Source organism: Rhodothermales bacterium (assembly GCA_034439735.1).
In the GTDB taxonomy this organism is placed as follows: domain Bacteria; phylum Bacteroidota; class Rhodothermia; order Rhodothermales; family JAHQVL01; genus JAWKNW01.
In genome coordinates, this window is sequence record JAWXAX010000069.1 from 1 (window position 1) to 23470 (window position 23470).

Below are 23470 nucleotides of genomic sequence, written 5' to 3' on the forward strand. Positions count from 1 at the left end.
ACATAATCCGCCTCCCCGAGCGCCGACACCTGATTCGTCGTCGACACCGCGATCACCCGTGCTCCCGCCGACTTCGCCGCCCGGATCCCCGCCGGCACTCGATGACGTCGTAGATCTACTGCCCCCTTTGCCAGTCCTCAGCCCCTTGCTTGATAAAGTGCCCCGGTCTCGACGCCACGCTCGCCGCTACCGGCCGGTCTTGTACCGGGGATGCCCGGCGTCGCTTCGCGCATTCCCCCATGCTTCCGGCAACACCCGTTCTTCATTGCCGGCTGGCGACACGTTCCGCCGGCACACGTCTTTGCTCTACAGTATGGCGTGGGCTATGTCCGTTGGTATGACCTCACATGTCGACAGTGCAGGGCACCCGCCGGCAGGCCCGGGAGTTTTTTCAGTTTTTACAGGCTCCTACGCGCGCGCGCGGGCAGTTATTCCGCCCGTAGACGGATTTTTCAGGCGGCCGGCTTTTGGTTTGTTATCATGCCGGACAGTATGCCCGTCTTCATGGCGAGGGCCTCCTTGGGCAAGATTCCTTCGCCTTCGATGCCGGCCTTGGCCTTCAGCATGAGGATGAATTTCTGCCCGTAGAGGTACCAGGGCGCACCCACCTTCGCCCATTCCTCCCGCTCCACGAAGACGCCCGAGACAACCCGCTGGCGCATGCCGGCGAAGTGCTCCGCCACGGAAAGCCCGGGCTTTCACGCGAAGCGGTCGAAGCCACGCGCCTCATCCTTGAGCAGCCGGTAAAAGAAGACGCTATAGACCCGGGAAAGGAGAGACGGTCAAAGAGCTGTGTTAGCCAGATTGTGAGCGGGCGCTACGGGGAATCGTCTTGCGAAATTCTAGCGCTCGGCGCGATCGAGGCCGGCAAGGCCTTGTTTTCCCAGGGCTTCGGCGAGGCACGCGAAGAGCCCCGAAGAGGGGCGCGAAGGTGGCGAAGCCCTTGCGGAGGCACTGCAGTTCACACCCGAAGGGTCTCCAAGACCCTTCGGGTTTTTTCACGTCTGTGGGTTTAAGGTGCACAGGTAAATTATCTGTTTGGGCATAACTTTTCGGGGCATCTGGAATATATTAACGCTTAATTACACTCTTAACAGCGCGAAAATATCGATCCCACCCTGAAATGTTTGACTGGGACCCAACCAAGAACCAGGCTAACATTGAAAAGCACGGGATAAGCTTTTCGCAGGCAGAGTCGATATTCAGCAATGAGCCGTTATTGATTGAGCCGGACACCCGTAAAGACTACGGTGAGGACAGGCACAATGCTTTTGGTCTACTCGGGGAGATAGGGCTGATCGCGGTCGGGTTTACCTTCCGAGAGGACCAGATCAGAATTTTTACGGCTCGACCAGCCAGTAGGCAAGAAAGGAGGAAATTTAATGAAGCGATTCGATCGTGAACTCAGAATCGACGAAATAGAGGCGATGTCTGACGATGACATTGATTTTAGTGATTTGCCAGATACAGGCGACACCCTTGCTGAAGGCTGGTTCGTTGCGCGGGGGGGGCTAAAGGATGTGTTATCTCGTCTTTCTTCTTCGCAGTCGGAGACCGTTCAACCGTATACTCTTTCGCCGGCAAAAGCCAATCGGCGGTTCGTGCATATTGCCTCGAAGCAGTTCGATGAAGAACGTGGCGTGCGATTCGTGGCAGGTCGCCATGGAAAGTCTTCCTTCGTCTCTTGGAATACGCGTTCGAGTCGGCAAGGAATAGCTACCGGGTAAGATGACAAAAGCAATTTGGGCGGTTTTGTGCAAGAAAGCCATTATCGACAGGGATACAAATGACTTGTCACTAGTCGATGTTATTTCGGGCATCAACCTGAACGTTCCGATAGATGTGCCTGGCCCTTTCGGCGTCAAGTTGGACAGTATGATCGTAAGCCTTTGGATCAATGACACCGACCAGGAAGTGGTTGAGGAGGTAAAGCTTTATTATAAGCCTGTTGGAGGAAAGGAGCGTGAGGTGTCTTATAAAGAGATCGTTCTTAAACCCAACTCATTTCATCGGTGGATCGTGCGACTGAGCGAGGGTGAATTCGAAGCAGAAGGGATGCACGCATTCATAATCAAACAAAAGGCGGCTCGTTCGGGAAAGTGGACTCAAGTATTATCAACGCCCTTTGTAGTCACATTCAACCGAAGTGAGGAAGCAGAGGTGTTTGTCAAGCAGAATCCGCAAGAGTAAGGTCATGTAGGTTTTGCGTTACACGATAGGAATTACCCTCCATCGGAACCCTGAACCCGGCTGGATCAACCGCCATGGCAATGTCCTGTAAACGGCCAACTACGTAAGGCGCCACAATTACCATGAATACGAGCGACTTCGAAGGCCTTAAGGAAAGCGTTCGCCAGATGTTGGCGATCGAACGAGAGGAAGCAGTCCCCGCGCGGAAACACATCTACCAGGGCAACATGCTGATTCGCATCGAGGAGAACGACAACGAAGTGTGGAGCCTCGAATCCGCCGGCCAGGCGATGCCTACTCTTCAAGATCGGGTGATTTGACGCGGGGCCGGTGGACGTCATGCCACATCTCCTATCCCTGGACCCATCTGGCCAGGTCTCGGGGTACGCAGTGACCGTAGGTACCGGCTTGGGTTCGATGGCTGGCGAAAGCCCGCGCGTGTTGTGTGAGTGAACGATTTGCCATGGTGCATTTAGCCTGAAAGGGCGTCTGAGACAGATCGGAATTTTCCAAGCAGGCGCATGTCCCGAAGTGTTATATTCTTTCGCTCTCTCTTACGTACGTCTTCCCCAGCCCATGAAGACCTATCCCGTCCTCTTCCTCAGCGGCGTCTCGGCCGAGTTCGCCTCGTTCCGGGAGGCGGCGGCGAACGTGATCGAGATGAAAGAGTGCCACGCCATCAACCAGCCCGGCTTCGCGACAGACCACCGCGAGGTGGAGCAGATGCTGCGGAGTAAGCTCAAGGACGCCGAGGCGGTCGTGCACCTCGTGGGGTTTCGTTACGGCGTGGAGCCCAACGTGCCGGATGCCTTCGCTCCGCGCTGCTCATCACCCAGATGGAGTTTTACATCGCGCGGGAGATGGGCATTCCGGTGTACGTCTTCCTCGCGAAGGACGAACATGTCCGCGACGCGCCGGCTGAACACGAACTCCCGGAGACCCCGGAACTGACCGCTCTCCAACGAGCCCACCGCGAGGTTGTCCAGAGCACCAACCACATCTACTACGAGTTCGCCGGCAAGGAGGAACTCTGCCGGCTCGTCGCGCAGATCCCGCCGGTTGTTGCCGCTGGCTTTCGGGTGGACATTGATCAGATCATCCGGTTCGCGCCGGCCGAACTTGTCGGACGCGAATGCGAACTCGCCCTGCTGGACGAGGCCTGGGAGCAGACCCGGAAACATGAAACGTCCCGCCCCCGCGTGCTGACGTTTGTCGCGCTCGGCGGAGAAGGGAAAACCTCGCTGATCGCGAAGTGGTTGGCCGACATGGCTTCGCGTGACTGGCCCGGCTGCGAGGCGGTGTTCGCGTGGTCGTTTTACAGCCAGGGCAGCCGCGACCAACATGCGGCGTCGTCGAACACCTTGCTCACCACCCGCTCCTTCGTCTGCCCATCGATCGGGATCAATCGGGTTTCCCCATCGCGGAAGCCGCCGTGGATCCGGGTGATGTCGCCGATCTGGTCGGTCTCCCTTTCGTCCCTGTCGCCGATCTTGTTGCGCTTGTTGCCCAGGCTCTTGCGCATCTTGACGTACATGTAGCGCGCGTCGATCAGCTGCACCTTGCCCTTGCGCCTCGGCTCCTTCCGGTTCGTGAGGACCCAGATGTAGGTCGAGATCCCCGTGTTATCGTCTTCACGACATGGCTCCGGCGCAGGTCTTCTTCCGGGGAGAGGAGCAGGTTGACCATAAGTTTGATCACCTCGCGCGGCGTGAAGTGCTCCCCGGCTTCCTCGTTGGCCTGCTCCGAGCCGATCCGGATCAGTTCTTCGAAGATGTAGCCCATCTGCACATTGTCGATCCGCTCCGGGGAGAGGTCGATCCCTTTAAAGGCTTTGATGACCTCAAAGAGCAGATTCTTCCCCGCCATGATCGCAATCTGCTGATCGAACTTGAAGCTCTCCATGATCTCCCGCACGTTGGGGGAGAAGGCGTTCATGTAGGCGTTAAGGTTGGGCGCGAGCTGGTTGGGGTCGTCGAGCAGGCGCGGGAAGTCGAGCCGCGAGAGGTTGTAGAACGGCCGGCCGGTCACCTTACAGAGCAGGCTGTGGACGACGGAATCCGGCTTGTCCTTCACCCGATCGTATTCCACCAGCACGGCGGCGTGTGTCGGCGCCAGGATGGAATCGAAGCGGCGAAGGACCGTGAGGGGGAGGATGACCTTGCGGTATTCGTTCCGTTTATAGGGTCCGCGCAGGAGGTTGCAGATGGCCCAGATGAAGCCGGCGATCTGGGAGTGGGTTTCGGTGGACATGCAGGTGGGAAGTGGGATAGAATGAGGTCTCTACGATAACCTGTCGTCCGGTTATGTGCAACTGCCGGAGAGCAATGGAGCGCCGCGTAGCGACGCTGTATGATAGTCCCCGTCTTTTAGCTAGGCGGCACTTTCAGGAAGGGGGCACGCGGCGAAGCGGACCGTCCCCCTTAAAAACCTGGGCCTTGATGACCTCCGGGTTTTGCCGTTGCGAGGAGAAGAGGCCACACATGCGTTTTTGTCTCTTCTGTTGTCTGAAGTGGTTATTTGGGCTATCTTGTATCCAGAACTTTTATTAACGTGTTGCGTAAATCAAAATACCTCCACCCTTGGATATCACCTTCCCAGACAACAAGCTGAAACGAATCTGCTCCGAGGAGAAGTGGGGCATTCGGCAACTGGGTCCAAGATGCGCCAAGATCTTACGAACACGAATGGCGGATCTGCAGGCAGCTGTTTTTCTTGAAGACCTGCGCTTCTTGCCGGGACGTTACCACGAGCTAAGGGAGAACAGGGCAGGTCGAATTTCGGTTGACCTCGAACACCCATACCGACTCTTATTCGTTCCTGCGAATGAGCCGATTCCATTAAAGGCTGATGGGGCCCTGGACTGGAGCCGCGTCACTGCTGTTCACATTATTGAAATCGAAGACACTCACAATAGGAAAAACCGCAGGTAGCCATGGGTAACGATTTTAATCCTGACTATGTCGTTCCGCCGGGCTCAACCTTATCGGATTTGCTCGAGGAACGCGGGATGTACCAGGCCGAATTAGCGGGTCGTATCGGTCTATCCACAAAGACTTTAAATGAAATCATCAAAGGGAAAGCGCCAATCACACCTGAGACGGCTCTTCACCTTGAGAACGTATTCGGTGTTCCTGCCCGATTCTGGAATAACCGCGAGGTGCTGTACAGGGAAGCCATTGAGCGCGTAGAGGAACGAGAACAGATTCTGCAACATGCTGAATGGGTCCGATCCTTTCCGTATAAACAGATGGCCCGACTGTTCTCGGAATATCTTGAGGATGTTGATGGTCGCAGTCAAGATGCCGTATATCGACAAGGGCGCTCGTTGTTGACGTTCTTTGGGCTGGGTACACCTGAGCAATGGAACGAAATATGGCTGAATCCCAAGGTGGCTTTCAGAAAATCACTTGCCTTCTCAAGTGATCCCAAGCCCATATCGGCATGGTTGCAGTACGGTTTGCGCAAAGCAGACGAGATGAAGGAGGTGAATCCGTACGATCGGACAACCTTTGTGGCGGCATTGAGGCAAATTCGTACTATGACACGCGAATCTCCTGAATCGTTTGCGCCGCGGATGCAACAGCTCTGTGCCGAGTCAGGCGTCGCTATTGTCTTTACACCTCAGATTGATGGTGCGAAAATTTCTGGGGCTACTCAGTGGGTACGCCCTGAACTCGCACTGATTCAACTCAGCCTCCGGGGAAAAACGAACGACAAGTTCTGGTTCACGTTTTTCCATGAATCTGCCCATATCCTGCTGCATGGAAAGAGAGAGGTGTTTCTCGAAGGCAGTGAGGACGATCAAGAGGTTGAGAAAGAGGAGGAAGCAAACGAGTGGGCAAGTGCTTTTCTGATTCCTTCAAAGCGACTTTCGGATTTTATTGTAGGCGCAGACTATAGTTTAGATGCAGTCAAGAGATTTGCCGATGTACTCGAAATAGCACCTGGTATTGTCGTCGGTCAGTTGCAGCATAAGGGCATTTTAGGATATAACCAGCTGAACGATCTGAAGCAGAAATTTGCATGGGTCAATAAGTGAACCTATTTATGCGGCGACGACATCATCGGGATTTCAGGGATTGGGCTTCACCTCCTATCCCCCCAACCTCACCGACACCCTGAACCCCTCCGGACTCACGGCCACGGCGATGTCCACCAGCCGGCCCACCACATAATCCGCCTCCCCCAGCGCCGACACCTGATTGGTCGTGGTCACGGCGATCACCCGTGCCCCCGCCGTCTTGGCCGCCCGAATCCCTGCCGGCGCGTCTTCGATCACGATGCAGTGCTCCGGAGCCAGGCCGAGCTTCTCGGCCGCCAGCAGGTATGGGTCGGGCGCGGGTTTGCCGTTTTTTACGTCGTCCACCGTCACCAGCGCATCGGGAATGGGCAGGCCGAGGAAGTTGAGACGCGAAAGGGTTAGCGTCCTGAATGAACTGGTGGCGATGCCCCAGCGGCCCGCCGGCAAGCCGGCCAGCAGCGCATAGGCGCCTTCGTAGGTTTTGAGGTCGTCCATGTCATCGGCCGCCCACTCCTCGAACACCTTCGACTCGGCCGCCGCATCCAGGTGAGGCGCTACCGCCGCCACGGTGCGGACCGGCGGCAGGCCGTGATGGATGGCGGCAATGTGCTCGAACGACACCTGGTTCAAATCAGCCCAGCGTTTCCAGTGTCGGTTGGACACCACATCGGAATCGATCAGCACCCCGTCGAGGTCGAAGATGAGGCCCTGGCAATGGAGTTCGGTCATAGGGACGTTGTCGGTTTGGGGGTTTCTGTGATGTGCCGGGCGGAATAGCCGTCATACTCGAACAGGCAGAGGAAGGTGTCCAAGAGCAAAAAGAAACCCCGACCGGGGGAATACAAGGTCGGCTGAGACCTCCAGGAGGAAAGACACCGCTGAGGCCAAACCCGGTGGGTCTTCAAGGCCCTTCTGATTGCACGCACTCATCTTAATCTAACGGCTTCATCCACCACGGAACACCAGCTCGCAGGGTATCGTAGTCTCCTCCCTTCCCAGTGCAATGAGAACGGGATCTCACCCACACCACCGGAGCACTACCTATGACTGTCAACGCCTATGCGGCCCAGGAGGCCGGCGCACGTCTCGAGCCGTTTACCTTCGAACTCGGCCCCCTTCACCCGAACGAAGTCGAGATCGATGTCTCTTTCTGCGGCATCTGCCATTCGGACCTCTCGATGCTCCACAACCATTGGGGCATGACGCAGTACCCGTTCGTCCCGGGGCACGAAGCGATTGGCGCCGTTCGCGCGGTAGGAAACCGCGTTTCGCATGTCAAGGTAGGTCAGACGGTCGGCATCGGTTGGGCCTCGGCGTCGTGCATGCATTGCGAGCAGTGTATGTCCGGCAACCATAACCTGTGCCCGAAAGGCGAGTCGACCATCGTCGGGCGGTATGGCGGGTTCGCCGACAAGCTCCGCTGCAGCGCGGAGTGGGCTGTACCACTCCCCGACGGCATCGACGCGGCCAAGGCCGGTCCCCTGTTCTGCGGCGGCATCACGGTGTTCAGCCCGCTCGTCGAGTTTGATGTAAAACCGACGGATCGCGTCGGCGTCATCGGCATTGGCGGCCTGGGGCACCTGGCGCTGCAGTTCATGAACAAATGGGGATGCGAGGTAACGGCTTTCTCCAGCAACCCGGCCAAGGAAGAGGAGGCGCGAAGCATGGGAGCCCACCACGTCGTCAACTCCCGAAATCCTGAGGCCATTTCCGCTATTGCGGGCACGCTTGATCTGATTCTGGTCACCGTGAATGTGGCTATGGACTGGGGCGCGTACCTTGCCGCGCTGCGGCCCAAAGGCCGGCTCCATTTCGTGGGCGCGGTTCCTGAACCGATTTCAACCGGCGTCTTCCCGCTCCTGATGGGGCAGAAGCAGATCTCCGCCAGCCCGATCGGGAGCCCGGCAACCACCGCGAAAATGCTGGAGTTCTGCGCCCGCCACACCATTGCGCCGGTCACGGAGATGTTTGGCCTTTCGGAAGTCAACGAGGCGCTGGAGCATCTGCGTGACGGCAAGGCGCGCTACCGGATCGTGCTGGACGCGTCCCGCTAACGCAGGCTGCCGCGGCGCGGTGTATTGTACATCGGAAGTCGCCGGGAAACGTGATCATCTATCAACCTCGGGGGATGGACGCCCCCGGGGTTTTTTTGTAGGGTGGGGATGGGGCATCGCCCTGACAGATCAGTGAGCGCTAGGCCGCGTCGTGCAGCTCTTACGAAGCGCGCCGGCTCACGCGAAGTATTCGCGGAACGCGTGATGGCTCCTCACCGTCGTCAATCTCAACCCTATTGTACTCCTAAGCGCAATAGTCGACCTTATTCCAATCGATCCCCCTGAGCCCCTCGCACCCATGCAACACTCCCTGCTCCTCGCGACTCTTTTCCTGCTCTCGACCGAGGCCTTTGGCCAGGCCGAACCCTTCATCCCCAAACAGAGCGATCGACCCGAGGCGCTCGCCGGCGACGAACCCGGTTTCGTGTCGATCTTCAACGGCCGCGACCTTGACGGGTGGGAGGGCAACGATACCCACTGGCGCGTGGAAAATGGCGCGCTCGTCGGCGAAATCACGCCGGAGACGCTGGTCAAGAGTAATACCTTCATCATCTGGCAGGGTGGCCAGCCGGAAGACTTCGAACTGAAACTGGAGTACCGGATCACGGAACGAGGCAACAGCGGCATCAACTATCGGAGCATCGTCATCCCGGATCCGGTCACGCCCGACAATGCGTTCTCGATGCGAGGATATCAGTGCGATATCGACGGACCGCTCCGGTACACCGGGAATAACTACGAAGAAAAAGGCCGGCTTTTCCTGGCCCTCCGCGGACAACTCACGCATGTAGTGGGCGGTCGGACGCCGGTCCTCCTATCCCAGATCGGCGACAATGAGGAAATCGCCGGTGGGGTGACCGCCGGCTGGAACGCCGTCCACCTCATCGTCCGCGACAACACCCTAATCCACATGATCAACGGCCAGGTAATGAGCGTCGTGGTCGACGACGACCCGAGCCGGCCAACGGATGGCCAGATCGCTGTCCAGGTGCATGTAGGCCCTCCCATGAAGGTCGAGTACCGCAATATCAGGCTGAAAACCTACTAGGAGAGCGCGCCGCAACGCATCCTGCGTCAATTCACCCGATCCTGAATCGTCACCTCACCCAGCCGATTCGAGCTGCTCTGGTGGATCAGCAGCTTCCCATCCTGCGTCACCCACACGTGGCGGACGATCCCGACGCCGGACGGAATCTCCCAGCTCTGGAAGCTCTCGGTGTCGGGATCGAACCGGACGAGGGCGTCGGGGCGCATGCCGGACTCGTTGTACCAGATCTTGTCGTCGATCACGGCCATCGCGTACGGATGGGCCTCCGGCCCGCTCGGGGAATCCCACTCTTTAATCTCTCCCGTCGCAGGATTCAGCCGGCCGATCTTCCCCATCGTCGAATTTCCGTACCACACCATCCCATCGCTCGTTAGCCCCAGCCGGCGGATGCGCGAGCGCTCGTCGGGCACGGGGTAATACCGCACCTCCATCGTCTCCGGATTCAGGGCGCCGAGTTTGTTCGTGCCGTTGTAGGCCACCCAGAGCGTGCCGTCCTGGGCCACCTGAATGCCGTACGGCCGCGGCTCGGTATCGATCTCGGTCAATTCGCCGGTGGTGGGGTCCAGCCGGCCAATCATGCCGGCGCCCTGCGAGGTGAAATACAACTTCCCGTTCGGGTGGAAGATAGCCGAGTGCGGGTCCCGGCCTCGGGTTTTGTATTCAGTGATCGCGCCGGTCTTCGGGTCGAGCTTCCCGATCGTCGCGTTGCTATTGCCGGTGTACCAGATATTCCCGTCCTGATCGGGCACGATGCTGTGCGGCCGGGCCGTCGGCGGGAGGGGGTACTCGCGCATCTCCCCGGTCGCGGGATCCAGCCGGCCCACCAGGCTCGCCCACATCCCCGTCCACCAGTACGATCCGTCCGGCGCCTCGATCGGGTCGCGCGTGCGCTGGCCGAGCGTCGGGGTGACCCACTCTTTGATATCGATCTCCACAGGGCCGTCGATCAGCGTCGGCTGCCGGCCGGGTTTTTCGGGGAAATGGGTGGCCAGATAGGCCGCAATCGTATCCGCCTGCGCCTTCGGCAGGGTGATCATCGTCGAGATGACTTCGTTCCAGCGTTCGGGCGTATCGTAGCCGGCGGCGCCCACGATATTCGCCGGGGTATGGCAGGCCACGCAGGCCGCCTCGACAAGCGCCTTACCGGGGCCCGCGGGTAGTTCGACGGTGCGGCCCGGTTGCGCGAATACTACCTGCGTGGTCAGACCCAGGGACAGGAGAGTGGCAATAACGATTGTTGACTTCATACTGTTGGAAACGAGTTCTTTCTGGTTGATCATCCCATGGAGGACACCTTCGCGCCTCCAGCACCCATACGGTAACGCGATACGCTCCTATCGCGCAAGCGGTTCGCCACAATCCCCTCTGGGCGCGCGATAGGTCGTACGCAGGCCGAATAATTCTCGGCATCCGCCTGTTGTGACTTACCCGGAGTTTTACGTCTTTTCTTCGATCGGCCGGCAGCGATGTCGCCGGCCTGGCCGGGCAACTCCTTTTCATCCCAACCTTATCTTCTTGCGAGCGCATCATGAAAACGCTGATCGTTTGTATTACTGGCCTCCTTCTGCTGGGCTTGAGCGGGCAAAGGGCATCGACGGATCGGCCGGTGGCCGACAAAAAGGCGCTGGCTATTCTGGGCGATTTCTGGCATGCCGTCGCGCCATTACACGGCGCCATCGTGATGCAGATGGAAGAACGTGGCTATGCAACGGATATCGTGCTCGATTACAACGTTCCGTTCGATAAGCTGGCGGAGTACGACCTGATCGTGATGAGCCGTTATGCCGTCGACGACCACCGGAAACTCAAGGAAAAGGAAACGGATTCACGAAAATACGGCTGGATGACGCCGGCTCAGGAAGAGGCGATCGAGGCCTATGTATCGAATGGCGGCCATTTATTCTTGCACCACGACGGTATTGGCTTTTACCCCAAAGACGGCGCCATATCGCGTCTGGCCAAGGCCTACTTCATCATGCACCCGCCGGCGACGACGATCACCGTGGTGCCCACCGGGAACTACGCCGGCCTCAACAACGGCGTCGAACCATTCATCATAAAGGACGAGGAATATAAGCTGGAAATCGACTCGTCGGCGACCAATGTCTTCATGCAGAGCTTCTCGCCGGAGAATGGTCGATTCTTCCAGGGTTGGGCACACGACTATGGCCAGGGTAAGGTGGTTGTCTTCGTGCCAGGGCACGATCGCTACACCCTCGTACTGCCTATGGTCCGGCGGAGCATCGGCAACATTCTGGATTCGTTTGGGCGATAGGCGATAGCCGCTACAAGGTCACTCAACCTTCACCATCGTCCGCACCTGCGCCGGCCCGGACGCGGTGCTCAGGCGCAGCACGTACATCCCGTTGGGCAGCGAGGCGCCATCCCACCGGACTTCATGATAGCCGGCCGGCTGCGCGCCGCGCACGAGCACATCTACTTCACGTCCGAGCACGTCGAAAACCGCGAGCTCGACGTCTTCATACTCTGTCAGACTGTACGCGATGGTCGTCGACCGCGCGAAGGGATTCGGATAGGCCGGAGCGAGTTGGAAGGTCTCGGGCGCGACGGTGGCCTGGTGGTCCTCGACAAACGCGTCGGAGCCGATGAGCACCTGGTAGCCGGCGGCGGAGGCCGCGAGCGTCACCGTTGGCCGGGCGTGTAAGTCGGTCAACTCGCCCGTGGCGCGGTCCATGAGGAATACCCGCTGATCTTCGAACGCCGCCAGCCCTTCGGCCGAGAACGCGATACGCTCGCCGGGTGAGGCGTGCAGCATGAGGTCGAACGCGGCGCCGTCGACGATTTCGGGGCGGGCTTCGAGGGCGAAATCGCCATACGGGGTGTCAAATGCCGGCTTGAGCGCCAGCGCTAGGCCGGAGAACGCCTGGCGCGGCGCGTACTGGTCGAGTCGGTCCAGCACGCTCATCGCCTCCTCGCTCAGGTAGATCTCGGCCGACGCGGCGAGACTGTCGGTGGCGGCGACGAGACGGAGCGTCCGGGCAGCCGGTGCGGCGGCCAGGCGCTTCGGAGCGCCGTCGGTCTTGCCCAGATTGGCGTAGAGGCCGGGGAACGGCAGTTGCATCGTCTGGGCGACGGTTTGGTCGTTAAAATAGTAGTAACCCTTATACGGCTCGAGCACCGTGGCCTCGCGGAAGGCGCCGTCGAAGGTCCATAATTTGGCCGTCGCCGGCATCGATGGGTTCAGGGCGCGGACCGTTTCCCAGGGCAGGGGGAGCAGGTAGGGCGAGCCGATGAGGTTCCAGCCGGCCTGCAACCGCAGGTCGTACGTTCCATCGCGGTCCAGATCCACCGTACTTACCGTCTGTTCAGGGACCTCGCCGGCATTTCGGGCGAGCATCCAGAACGCCCGGCCCGGCCGGAAGCGGAAGAGGGTGGAACCATTAAATTCCTCGAAAAAGTTGGCAGCCTGCCCGTTGTCGCGGTAGATGTTCCAGTCCTCCCGTTGTTCGCCGTCGAGTACGCTTGATGTGTTGAGGTCGACATCTCCCGGCACGCTGTACAGGCGATAGCCGAGGCTGTCGAGCCGCGGGCCAAACGGCAGGTCGGCGCCGAGCTGGTACGACGACTGGTAGGTGGTGAACGACTGCACGGGGCCGGTAGTCTTGCCGGCGCTGTTCTCCGCCGTAACCCGGAAGAGGTACGTCACGCCCTCCGCGAGGTTGCTCACAGTCGTCGCGATCGGGATTTCCACACCCACGATGGGTTGAGGCGTGGCGAGGACAGCGGACTCATTGACGGCGTCCCGGCCGTATTCAAACGTTACCGAGGTCGGGCTCCCGTTGGAATTGACCACGGCCTCGAACGTGTACGAGGTCGGCGTGTTGATTTCGATCGATTGGGACTGGAGGACGGCCACCGAGCTGGTGTTGTCCACCATCAGGCTGAACAGCTGCGTCGCGCTCCCCTGCGAGTTGGCGGCCTGAACGGAGACGTTGAACGATCCGGTGGCCCTGGGCGTCCAGCTGATGACGCCGCTTGCGTTGTCGATCGTCATGCCGGAAGGGTTGGCAAGTAGTGTAAACGTAGGCGTGGGATTGCCGGCGGCCACCACGGTATAGCTGTACGGCGCATCGACGATCGTCTGCGTGATCGGGGTCGAGGTGATCGATGGCGCCGCCAGGCGCTCGCCCACCGCGATTGAAAAGGGCTGGCTGATGGTGCCCTGGGAGTTGGTGGCGTCGACGATGACGTCGTACGAGCCGGCGTTGCCTGGCGTCCAGGAGATGACGCCGGTGGCGGACTGGATGGTCATGCCCTCCGGCGCGGTCTGCAGGGCATACGTGGGCACCGGGTTGCCAACGGCGTCTACGTCATACCGATAGGCCTGGTTGACCGTGGCGGTCTCGACCGGGGTTGATGCAAATTCCGGACTCGCCAGGCTCTGGCTGACGTTGATAGAGAATAACTGCGAGGCGCTGCCCCGTGGGTTATTCGCGCGGACGGCCACGTTGAAGGTGCCCGTCGCGTTCGGCATCCACGCGATGAGACCGCTCTCGGCGTTGATCGTCATGCCCTCGGGTGCGTTCGTCAGCTGGAACGTCGGCGACGGATTGCCCGTGGCTTCGAGGTCGTAGGTGTACTCCTGGCCCACGAAGGTCTGGGTGGATGGGGTGGAGGTAATCGTTGGCGCGGATAACGGTTCACTGACTTCGATGTCGAACGACTGGGTGTCGTTGCCGACGGAGTTCGAAGCTTCCACGGTCACGGCGAACTCGCCCGCCTCTGCAGGCGTCCAGTCGATTACGCCATTGGCGGCGTTGATCGTCATGCCGGCAGGCGCGGTGGAGAGGCCATACACCGGGTTCGGGTTGCCGGAGGCGTTTACGTTGTAGCTGTAGTTCTGGCCGACAGTCGCATTGCGGATGGCGTTGGAGGTGATGCCCGGCGCCACGAGCGGCTCGCTGGCCTGGATCGTGAAGGACTGCACATCCTCACCCTGCGAATTGCTCGCCAGAATCGATACATTGAATGAGCCGGCCGCCGCCGGCGTCCAGGCGATCTGGCCGGACGTGGCGTTCAGTGTCATGCCGGGCGGGCCGTCGGTGAGGGCGAACGTGGGGGTTGGATTGCCCGTTGCATTGGCGTCGTAGCTGTAGTTCTGCCCCACCGTGGCCTCGAGCCCGGGGCTCGACGTGAAGTTCGGCTCTCCCAGCGGCAGGCTTACCGATATGGTGAACGACTGCTGGTCGCTACCCTGTGTGTTTGTTGCCCGAACGGAAACGTCATACGTTCCAACGGTGTCCGGCGTCCATGCGATCAGGCCGGACGTGGCGTCGATCGTCATGCCGGTCGGCGCATCGTCGAAGGCATACGTGGGGGCGGGGTTGCCGTTAGCCTCGACGTCGTAACTGTACGACTGCCCGAGGACGACCGATGTGACGGCGGTGGACACGATCTCCGGCGGCGCAAACGCATCCGCCACCGTGATGGTGAAGGACTGGGTCGTGGCGCCGGCTGTGTTCGATGCCTCGATGACAACATCGAAATCGCCGACGATTTCAGGCGTCCACTGGATGAGGCCCGTCGTCAGATCGATGGCCATCCCAGTCGGGGCGGTCGTGAGCGTATACTCAGGCTCGGGGACGCCGGTGGCGTTGACGTCGTACAGATACTCGACCTTCGCGCGGGCCGTGGTTACGGCCGTCGAGGTGATGACGGGGGGCTCGTTCGAGTCGCTGACGACAAGCACATATTCCTGCGTATCCGAACCCAGCAAGGCGCTTGCTGTAACGCTGATGTCGTAACTCCCTTTTTTTTTCGGAACCCACCGTATGATGCCGGTCAGCTCTTCGATGGTCATCCCCTCCGGCGCCTTGTCCAGCTCATACTTTGGCAGATTCGTGGCATCGACATCATACACGTACTCCACGCCGGCCGTCGCCGTCGTAATCGGCTCTGAAGTGATCTCCGGGCCGAATTGCGCCCGAGCATTCGTAACGCTCAGGGTGAATAGTACGAAAGCCACGAGGGCTCCTTTCCAGATCATCCGATGGGATGGGTTATGAGGCAACGAAGGGACAGACACGTCATCTCAAAAAAAGACAACATGCATCGTTTTGGGACATTGCCCAATGGCGCAGGGACACCTTCGGCGCATCGACAAAGAACCGGGCTGGGCCGGAAAAATACATGGAGGGCCGTAGAGGCCGATGGGGGCTGAAAGGCCGGATACCCCTCCATCGTTCGAGCGTCTTCGCCTTATATTGGCAAGAATAGTGCCACGGGGTAGGCCGGCGGGGCGCTCGAACCGGCACGCTGGGTGCGGCAGGCAGGCGTCGCCTGATCGATTTTCTCGTTCAGTCCAGCCAGCCGAGCGTCCTTATCGTCTTAAGCCTTTCCCAGTACCGCATGCATGATGATATCCTCGTTCTGGTTGATGTGAGGTACGGCTATCAAGATACTGCATACCGGGGAGGGGTCTTCACAGATCAACGCCGCAATGCCTGTCGGCGAGGTGTTCAATAGTGTGTCCTTGTATGTCCTACACTTCGGCCGGGTAACGCGTCATTTCGATGGGGTCCTTCTGTAGCTGAGCGGCGTGCGCTGGTACTCGCCCTCTTGCTGCTCACTGGCTGCGACGGCGCGCCCGATTCGACGCCCGATCCTGAGGTGGAGGTCGTCGCCGAAGTATCCGTAACGATCGATGTCGATGCCGGACGGTTGCCCATCAGCCCGCTGATTTACGGCACCAATCAGGACATGGACGGCGTCACGTGGTCGATTCGGCGTATGGGGGGCAATCGGATGATGGGATATAACTGGGAGAACACCTATTCCAACGCCGGCAGCGATTTTCAACATTCGAGCGATCGGTTCGTCGCTTCTTTTTTTAAACTACGGGCGGGGGAAGCCACGTCGAGCCGCTTGAAGCCGTCCATCTCGTGCTGGAATGATGAAATGATGCCGTAGAGCGTCGCGGCATGAAGGATGGGCCGGCTCCCCACCCCGAGAAGCCGGCCCGCGGTCGATCCTGCTCGACCGATAATCGAGTGTAGGTGTGGACGTGTGTTACTTCGCCAGTGCGAGCGTGCGACTCGTCTCGAAGGTTTCTCCCAACACCCGAAGCACATACCGACCGCTCGCGAGGCGCCCGGCGTCGAACGAAAAGACGTGCTCTTCGTTCGCGCCGAGCACACCGTCCTGTATCATGGCGACAGAACGACCGAGGAGGTCGAAAACCTCAATCCGAACGCGCTGAGATTCAGCCAGGGTAAGCTGAAAGGCTGTTGTTGGGTTGAATGGGTTCGGGTATATGCCAGAGAGTATATAGGCGTCGGGGAGCCGGGAGGCGACGCGCTGCGGCGCGCTGGATTCGGGGAAGTGGGGGCGGAGGTCGAAGATGCCCAGCAGGAAGTGATCGCCGGCCGTGACCGGTGTGCCGGGGATCGGCAGAATGGGCACACCCGGGTTGATGCCGTGTGTTTGTTTATCAACATGGACGACGACGGCCAGGAAGGCGACCGGGAGCGGGCTACGCACCAGCATCGGCCGGCCGTCGGCAACCAGTTGCTGAAATCCGGTTTCGAGGTCGAAGTGCCGGAGGAACGAAGCGCCTACGGACTGGACCGTCGGCGACGTGGCGCAGCAAAGCGGCTGCTCGACGCCGCTGCCGGCAGGGGCGTCCGTCTGGTTGGTGATCACGAGGTCGTTGCGCAGCGGCCCCGTGTGGGGCAGGAGCGGATTATAGTCCAGCTCCACGGTTAATTGCGCTTTGCCATTCGCGTTGATTTCGAACTCGTTGGGCTCCGGTCCGAGGCCCTCGGTGTAGCCGGCGGAAGTCGGCGCCAGCGGGGCCGACACGCCGGCGATCGCAGGCTTGCCCGGGGCGATCGGCGCAAAGATCGGGTGCGGCGCGGGCCCGCCGGGGAAATAGTAGGACGTCCAGACCGTGATCACGAGCTCCGGATCGACGCCCTCCAACTCGATGGCCACACGGGTCGTACCGTCGGGGCGGACGTTGAAGCGAGCCGTGCCGGAGGGCGCCGGCGAGACAAATTCCGGGGCGATCCCCACCGGGAGGATACAGGGCGGCGGCGGCCCGACACCGGGCTGCCCCCCCGGCGCGGGCGGCGGCGGGAAGCAGGTCATGTCGACCGAAAACCGGGTGGCGCTGCCCTCCTGGCCGGCGACGGGCGAGGCGCATGGGATAAACAAGATAAACACGAAGCAAATGACGGAGGTAAGGACGCGTCGGAAACGCGTCGCATCGAGGTGCGACATAGTAGGTCAGGGGTAGTGTGGAAGAGTATCCGGCACGGCGATCTGCATGTACCGGGGGGCTTTCGTAATTAAAGACTTGCTTACTTAGATGAAAGGGCACCCGCAAATTAGTGCGGTCAGTACGCGTGCGAAAGAGCGGAAAGCCGCATTGTGGCCACGGTCATATGCCCGGCAAAGCCCCCGGAATCCCCCGCATGAAGGCGCGCCCTACGGATGGGCCGGCCTCCCGTTTCCTCGCACGCTCGGGTGCGACTTTTTGCGGGAAAGGGGTTTATATGCCGTCCGGGTCGTAATTTTGGGTCGAAATCACTCCCCGAAAGTCCTCTGTTATTTCTCGCCTGGTGCCCCTACATCCATGCACGGGATGTAGGGATCCGCCAGGCCTCCAAAGGTATTGGTTCGACCTCGATGAATACACCCGATTGGACCCGACTCGAGTTTGTGTTCGAGAAGGCGCTTACCCTGAAGGGGGAGGAGCGGGTGCGTTATCTCGACACCATGTGCGCCGGCGACACGGCCCTGCGCGCCGAGCTGGAAGGGATGCTTACGGCGTACGAGGCCGCACCCGGATTTTTCTCTGGCATGCGTCAGCACGTGCCGGGGCAGGGAGCACCGTCGGGGCCGCGGCGCGGGTATGTGCAGGCGGGGGATCGCATCAACCAGTACGTGATCGAGCGCGAACTGGGCGCCGGCGGTATGGGGGTGGTCTACCTCGCCCGCGACACGCGGCTCGATCGACTGGTCGCCCTCAAGTTTTTGCCGATGATCCGGCGGGGCGACGAAGAGCTATCGCGGCGCTTCCTGCAGGAAGCCCGGGCGGCCTCGCAGCTCGATCACCCGAATATCTGCACGATCTACGAGTTCAACGAGTCGGCGGAGGGTGAGCATTTTATCGCGATGGCCTACTACGACGGGGAGACGCTCAAGGCCAAGCAGGTGCGCACGGTCGCGTACGAGCAGGCGCTGGAGATGGCCCTTCAGATGCTCCGCGGCCTGGCGCACGCACACGAAAAAGGCATCGTGCACCGCGACATCAAGCCAGACAACCTGCTCGTTACCGCCGGCGGAGTGGTGAAGGTGCTCGATTTTGGCCTCGCCAAGATGCAAGGCGTCGATCTTACCCGCACCGGGATGACGATGGGCACCGTGGCGTACATGTGCCCCGAACAGGCGCGTGGAGGCGTTGTCGACGCGCGCTCGGACATCTGGTCCGCCGGCGTCGTGCTGTACGAATTGCTGACGGGCGAGCGCCCTTTCCGGGGCGACTACGATCAGGCTGTCATCTACAGCATCCTCAACGAAGACCCCGCGCCGCCATCGTCTCACCAGCCGGAGTTGTCGCCAACGCTGGACGCCATCGTCCTTCGGTGCCTTGCGAAAGATCCGGACCAGCGGTATCCCCGGGCCGCCGAAGTGCTGGAGGCTATCGTCGCGCTGGATCAAACGGGCACGCCGGCGCCTCCGCTGGACGCCGCAATCCCCGTAATGCGTTCATGGCTATCGTATCGGAGGTATATCCTGGGCGCTCTGGTGGTTGCCGTGGCGGCTCTTGGCGGGTGGTGGATGATGAAAGGCGAACGCGTGCTGTCGGAGACGGGCACCACACGGCTGGCCGTACTCCCGTTTGTCAATATGGGCGCCGATTCAGCGCTCGTAAACGGTCTGGAGTTCACGGTCACCAGCAAGCTCACCCTCATGCAGCGTTTCGATGGCACCTTGTCCGTAGTGCCATCGGGCGATTTGCTCGCGGATGGGGTCGTTTCGGCCGAGGCCGCGGCCGAGCGGCTGGACGCCACGCTGGCGCTCGGTGCGAGCGTCCGGCAGCGCGGCGCCGGGTTGTTGCTTACGCTCCAGCTCATCGATGCGCCGGCGAACCGCGTGCTCGACTCGCGCGTGCTCGAGGTATCAAACGCCGAGATGGGGCAGTTGGATGATCGGATCGTTGAAAGTCTAGCCGGCCTGCTCGACGTGCAACTCAACGACGAGACGCAGGCGTTCCTCTCGACCGGCGCTTCGCGCAATGCGCAGGCCTACAACGACTATACGCGCGCCCGCGGGTACCTCCAGCGCTACGAAGATGCCTCGAATATCGATGCGTCGATTGGCCTCTTCAAGCTGGCGGTAAAAGAGGATACCACGTTCACGCTGGCGTATGCCGGCCTCGGCGAAGCGAACATCCTCAAATATGAGCTGGACAACCGCCGGCAATGGCTCGACGAAGCCATCCAGTACGGCCGGCGCGCCATCGAACTGGATGAAGAACTGGGTCCGGTTCGTCTCACCATGGGCATGATCTACCTCAAAACCGGCGATTACCCCGAGGCGGAACGCCAGTTCTTGCGGGCCTTTGTACTCGATGACACAAACGCCGAAGCGCCCTATCAGCTGGCCCGGGTGTACGACCTGATGGGTGAGCCGGCGAAGGCAGAGGAGTTTTTTCTGCGCGCCATCCGTCTCGCGCCGGATCAGTGGCTCTACGCCAACGGCCTCGGTAATTTCTATAACTGGCAAGGCCGGCATGAGGAGGCCATCCCCCTGTACCAGACGGTCATTCGGCTTCGCCCGAAAAACCCGTGGGGATATAATAACCTGGGCGTCCAGTATCAGGCGCTGGAGCGCATCGACGATGCGCTGGAGAGTTATCGCCAGGCGGCTCGTGCAAACCCCGCCGCCGCCGAACCGACCGCGCTTGCCCTATACAACATCGGCACCATTCATTACCTCCGGGACGACTTCGCCGAGGCGCGCCGGCAATTCCGGGGTTCGGTGGACTTACTGGATACCGATCTGGATGTGTGGCAGGACCTTGGGAGTGCCTATCACTGGCTCGGCCGCGCGGATAGTGCGCGCGTCGCCTGGGAGCGCGTCGTCGACCTGGCCGGCAAGCGACTGGATGTCAACGCCGTCGATCACTGGGCGCTGTGGAATCAGTCCTTTGCGCTGGCCCGGCTCGGCCAACGCGCGCAGGCGTTCGACGCGTTGAACCGATTTCTGGCCCTGGAGGGGGCCACGCCGACCACCTGGCTCAACGCGGCCAAGTGTTACGAAGCGCTGGGCGACCGCGACCGCGCGATCGACTTTATCCGCCAGGCCCTCGAGGCGGGCCTGGCGCCGAAGCGAATTGAGGCCTCGCCCTGGCTGGATGATCTCCGCCGCGATCCCCGGTATACGGCATTAGCCGGCGCTTACTGACCCCCTACCTTGCCGGAGCCGTCGCCACCGGTTGCGCCGCGTGCGCCGCATTCGGCCTCGATGTCGCCGGCCAACGAGGTGAAGCTGAAATCTCCGGAGGCGCCGGCCAGAACGGAAAGTGAGGTCGAGGCGCCGGCCGGGAGCGCGTAGCGTTCCGCCCCAAAAATGGATTCAGGATCGATGCAGAGGACAATCGGCTGAGCGCCAGCATGGAAAACAACTGTGTCGCCGATCTGGATCGTAATCGTGGCCGGTGTCGGGTTGCCGGCGCTGTCAAAGTGGATAGTTATGGTAGCCATGCAGGTAGGGTTGATGACGCGCAGTAGCGCGCGTGTAGTGTGGTGTGGACAATAGAGCCACACCTCTTGGTGGGCAACGGGCTCAACACGAATCGGTGGGACGGTCGAGCACGTGACGAAAGATATACATGTGGCCGACAAAGTACAGGCCCCGGAAGGCCTTAAGCAGACGGAATTCCCCTCATTTTCCGGGTTTTAAGCCGCAATGAGGGACGTGAAGCCTCATTTGATCCATCGGTATCCGCACGCGGCAACGAAGTGGGATGACTTTTTGTACGAGCGACAGGGTGTACAGCGACTACCGATGCCATCTCTCCGCACCATCCAACGTACCATGAAAGCACCACTTTTTGTCTTCCTCCTCGGCAGCCTGATGGGCAGCCTCATCGGCTGTGCTCCCAGTGTGCGAACGACCTCCGCGCAGGCGCCGGCATTTGATCTTCGGGCCGGCGAGCCGGCGCCCGAGTTCTCGGTATACGACTCTCAGGGCGAGCGCCAGACCCTCCAGCAGTATCGCGGGTCTTATGTCGTCCTGGAATGGACCAACCTGGCGTGCCCGCAGGTGGACATCCGGTATGACACCGGGTACCTCCCGAAGCTACAGCAGGCGTACACCACTCGGGGGGTCGTCTGGCTCTCCGTCATTTCTTCGGCCACGGGCCGGCAGGGGAGCGCGCCTCGCGACCGCATGAATGCCCTCCTCGCCAAACGGGGCGCGGCGCAGACGGCGGTCCTGCTGGATGCGGACGGGGCCGTCGGCCATGCCTACGGGGCTCGCGTCACGCCACAGGCGGTAGTGGTGAATCCAGACGGGTTGATTGTGTATTCGGGCGCGCTGGATGATCAACCCAAAGCAACGGAGGAAAGTCTGTCGCAGGCCGTCAATTATGTCGCGCAGGCCCTTGAAGATGCGCTCGGCGGACGGGCTGTCGCTGTGCCTCGCACTGAACCCTATGGCTGTGATGTGCGGTACTCCCGTGCCCGAGACAACCAATAGGGGTATCGCCGGCGGAGTCTCATAAATGAAAACCCGGCTTGCTGGGGACAGGCCGGGCTTTCGCGGAGATTGGATACCCGCATAGCTAAGACAACTTTATGGTAGGCGATTTAAATAGAAAAGGCAAGATTCGGGTTGTGGCCCTCAAGCTTACTATAGTTTGAAGATCGAATCGAAAATAAAAAAGCGCTTTCGCCAAATAAAATAAATTCCAGCGAGGATGCGTGCGGGCGGCGAGTTACGGGTTGGCACCTGGTTTGTAGTCCAATTTACCGCCCTCTTTTGTAGCATGTCGGCTTAAACGCCTTGCCGCTAGTCAGTAGGGGCTCTGTAGAGACAACTGTTGTTATCCCCCACCTCTTACAGGCAATCCTATGATGAAGAACGACCACGCATCCCGGATGCGGGATCAGATTATTGCGATGCGCGATGCATCGATCGGAGCGTTGGAGGCGGCTCGCCGCCGCTATGAGGCGTTGAAAACGCAAACGGAGCAAGTATCCATCAACTATGTGTATGGACGCGCGCCGCGCGCCATGGTACGCACGGTCACCGAGCAGTTTCTGGCCGCGGAGTCTGCGTTGAACGATGCGGCGGCCAGGGTTCGAGTCAATCAACAGGCGCTGGACGCCATGGCGACTCGCTCTCGCGGCCGAGCCCGGCGCGACGTTCTGGTTTGAACTTCCGTGCACGGTATCAACCGGTCCTAGTTAGCATCAGACGATAGACGTGACCTCCTTCTCCTCCTCAGATTTGCGCGATTGGTCTTTGCGGGTGAACGGGATCTCTTTGCGGCTGACCGCGCCGCCGGAGATGATAAATGCCATGGCTTCGTCAACCGTCCAGTCCGTCGGAGTAAGCATCTCGACCGGGACGATTTCCAGGTAGCCGGAAGTTGGATTCGGGGTAGTGGGGACGTAGACGGCGGCGAGTTCGCGCCCGGTGCCTTTTTCGCGCAGCGTCCGGGTGACGAGGCCGACGGATTTCATGTCGGCGTGCGGGAAGTCGATCAACACCACCCGCTGCGTGCTGCCGGGCTTGGTCTGCAGGAGATCGAGCAGCTGTCGGGTGGAGCTGTAGATCGTGTTGACGAGCGGGATGCGGGTGATGAGAGACTCGAAGAGCGCCAGCAGCCGCTGCCCGATGACGCGCCGCGCCAGGGCTCCGACGAACAGGATGAGCAGGATGGTGCCGAAGAGGGCGACCAGCGTCATCACACTCGGCTCATTGAGCCAGTAGAACATCTCCGGCTCGGATGTCGCGATGCCGTTCAAGATGGGCTCGACGAGCGGCTTGCTGATGTCTGAGAGGAGCCCGAATACAAACTTGAACACGATCCAGACGAGCCAGATCGGCAGCAGGGTGAGCAGGCCGGTGAAGAAGAAGTTTCTAAGTCGTTTCATGTAGCTATAGGACTGCCTGGGCCGA

21 protein-coding genes are annotated in these 23470 nt (G+C 60.4%); 13 read left to right on the forward strand and 8 right to left on the reverse strand.

What is annotated here, in order from left to right:
- Positions 1-452: 452 nt before the first annotated feature.
- Complete coding sequence (locus tag SH809_04915; GenBank protein ID MDZ4699028.1) at positions 453-683, reverse strand: hypothetical protein; 231 nt, start codon at positions 681-683, stop codon at positions 453-455.
- Positions 684-1382: 699 nt separating this feature from the next.
- On the opposite strand from SH809_04915, the gene SH809_04920 reads away from it, so the two are divergent.
- From SH809_04920 to SH809_04940, 5 genes are all read left to right on the forward strand, one after another.
- On the forward strand, positions 1383-1727 hold the full coding sequence (locus tag SH809_04920) for a hypothetical protein (protein ID MDZ4699029.1): 345 nt from the start codon (positions 1383-1385) through the stop codon (positions 1725-1727).
- Between the two features lies 1 nt (position 1728).
- Entirely contained in the window at positions 1729-2190 is a 462-nt protein-coding gene (locus SH809_04925; protein MDZ4699030.1) for a hypothetical protein, read from the forward strand.
- Between the two features lie 122 nt (positions 2191-2312).
- On the forward strand, positions 2313-2510 hold the full coding sequence (locus SH809_04930) for a hypothetical protein (GenBank protein ID MDZ4699031.1): 198 nt from the start codon (positions 2313-2315) through the stop codon (positions 2508-2510).
- A 256-nt stretch (positions 2511-2766) separates the two neighbouring features.
- Positions 2767-3141 carry a hypothetical protein gene (locus SH809_04935; GenBank protein MDZ4699032.1) on the forward strand — a complete coding sequence of 125 codons (375 nt, stop codon included), beginning with the start codon at positions 2767-2769 and terminating at the stop codon, positions 3139-3141.
- Complete coding sequence (locus SH809_04940; protein MDZ4699033.1) at positions 3027-3728, forward strand: hypothetical protein; 702 nt, start codon at positions 3027-3029, stop codon at positions 3726-3728. Before SH809_04935 ends, SH809_04940 begins: the two co-directional genes overlap by 115 nt.
- Before the next feature lie 10 nt (positions 3729-3738).
- Here SH809_04940 and SH809_04945 read toward each other — a convergent pair whose 3' ends face one another.
- Complete coding sequence (locus tag SH809_04945) at positions 3739-4440, reverse strand: type I restriction-modification system subunit M N-terminal domain-containing protein (protein ID MDZ4699034.1); 702 nt, start codon at positions 4438-4440, stop codon at positions 3739-3741.
- A 682-nt stretch (positions 4441-5122) separates the two neighbouring features.
- Here SH809_04945 and SH809_04950 point away from each other — a divergent pair.
- Positions 5123-6229 carry an ImmA/IrrE family metallo-endopeptidase gene (locus SH809_04950; GenBank protein MDZ4699035.1) on the forward strand — a complete coding sequence of 369 codons (1107 nt, stop codon included), beginning with the start codon at positions 5123-5125 and terminating at the stop codon, positions 6227-6229.
- A 54-nt stretch (positions 6230-6283) separates the two neighbouring features.
- On the opposite strand, the gene SH809_04955 is transcribed toward SH809_04950, so the two are convergent.
- The gene (locus tag SH809_04955) at positions 6284-6940 is read right to left on the reverse strand and encodes an HAD-IA family hydrolase (protein ID MDZ4699036.1); all 657 of its coding nucleotides are present in this window, start codon (positions 6938-6940) and stop codon (positions 6284-6286) included.
- A 314-nt stretch (positions 6941-7254) separates the two neighbouring features.
- Between SH809_04955 and SH809_04960 the strand changes: the two genes are divergently transcribed.
- Both SH809_04960 and SH809_04965 read left to right on the forward strand, forming a co-directional pair.
- Entirely contained in the window at positions 7255-8265 is a 1011-nt protein-coding gene (locus SH809_04960) for an NAD(P)-dependent alcohol dehydrogenase (protein ID MDZ4699037.1), read from the forward strand.
- 298 nt (positions 8266-8563) lie between these two features.
- Positions 8564-9313, forward strand: a complete 750-nt coding sequence (locus SH809_04965; GenBank protein ID MDZ4699038.1) for a DUF1080 domain-containing protein — start codon at positions 8564-8566, stop codon at positions 9311-9313.
- 26 nt (positions 9314-9339) lie between these two features.
- Here SH809_04965 and SH809_04970 read toward each other — a convergent pair whose 3' ends face one another.
- Complete coding sequence (locus SH809_04970; protein MDZ4699039.1) at positions 9340-10560, reverse strand: hypothetical protein; 1221 nt, start codon at positions 10558-10560, stop codon at positions 9340-9342.
- A 281-nt stretch (positions 10561-10841) separates the two neighbouring features.
- Here SH809_04970 and SH809_04975 point away from each other — a divergent pair, with 281 nt between their 5' ends.
- Positions 10842-11588, forward strand: a complete 747-nt coding sequence (locus tag SH809_04975) for a ThuA domain-containing protein (protein MDZ4699040.1) — start codon at positions 10842-10844, stop codon at positions 11586-11588.
- An 18-nt stretch (positions 11589-11606) separates the two neighbouring features.
- Here SH809_04975 and SH809_04980 read toward each other — a convergent pair whose 3' ends face one another.
- A complete protein-coding gene (locus SH809_04980) occupies positions 11607-15320 on the reverse strand; it encodes a putative Ig domain-containing protein (GenBank protein MDZ4699041.1) in 3714 nt (1237 codons plus the stop codon).
- 572 nt (positions 15321-15892) lie between these two features.
- On the opposite strand from SH809_04980, the gene SH809_04985 reads away from it, so the two are divergent.
- The gene (locus tag SH809_04985) at positions 15893-16243 is read left to right on the forward strand and encodes a hypothetical protein (protein ID MDZ4699042.1); all 351 of its coding nucleotides are present in this window, start codon (positions 15893-15895) and stop codon (positions 16241-16243) included.
- 99 nt (positions 16244-16342) lie between these two features.
- Here the strand turns inward: SH809_04985 and SH809_04990 are convergent, their stop codons facing one another.
- Complete coding sequence (locus SH809_04990) at positions 16343-17554, reverse strand: T9SS type A sorting domain-containing protein (GenBank protein MDZ4699043.1); 1212 nt, start codon at positions 17552-17554, stop codon at positions 16343-16345.
- A 408-nt stretch (positions 17555-17962) separates the two neighbouring features.
- On the opposite strand from SH809_04990, the gene SH809_04995 reads away from it, so the two are divergent.
- Positions 17963-20746: a protein kinase gene (locus SH809_04995; protein MDZ4699044.1), complete on the forward strand. Its 2784-nt coding sequence runs from the start codon at positions 17963-17965 to the stop codon at positions 20744-20746.
- On the opposite strand, the gene SH809_05000 is transcribed toward SH809_04995, so the two are convergent.
- Entirely contained in the window at positions 20740-21045 is a 306-nt protein-coding gene (locus SH809_05000; GenBank protein ID MDZ4699045.1) for a hypothetical protein, read from the reverse strand. The two genes, SH809_04995 and SH809_05000, sit on opposite strands and share 7 nt — an antisense overlap.
- Before the next feature lie 334 nt (positions 21046-21379).
- Here SH809_05000 and SH809_05005 point away from each other — a divergent pair, with 334 nt between their 5' ends.
- Together SH809_05005 and SH809_05010 are read left to right on the forward strand one after the other, a co-directional pair.
- Positions 21380-22042, forward strand: coding sequence for a redoxin family protein (locus tag SH809_05005; GenBank protein ID MDZ4699046.1), 663 nt, complete (start codon positions 21380-21382; stop codon positions 22040-22042).
- Between the two features lie 374 nt (positions 22043-22416).
- On the forward strand, positions 22417-22722 hold the full coding sequence (locus SH809_05010; GenBank protein MDZ4699047.1) for a hypothetical protein: 306 nt from the start codon (positions 22417-22419) through the stop codon (positions 22720-22722).
- 36 nt (positions 22723-22758) lie between these two features.
- Here SH809_05010 and SH809_05015 read toward each other — a convergent pair whose 3' ends face one another.
- The gene (locus tag SH809_05015; protein ID MDZ4699048.1) at positions 22759-23445 is read right to left on the reverse strand and encodes a DUF502 domain-containing protein; all 687 of its coding nucleotides are present in this window, start codon (positions 23443-23445) and stop codon (positions 22759-22761) included.
- Positions 23446-23470: the final 25 nt, after the last annotated feature.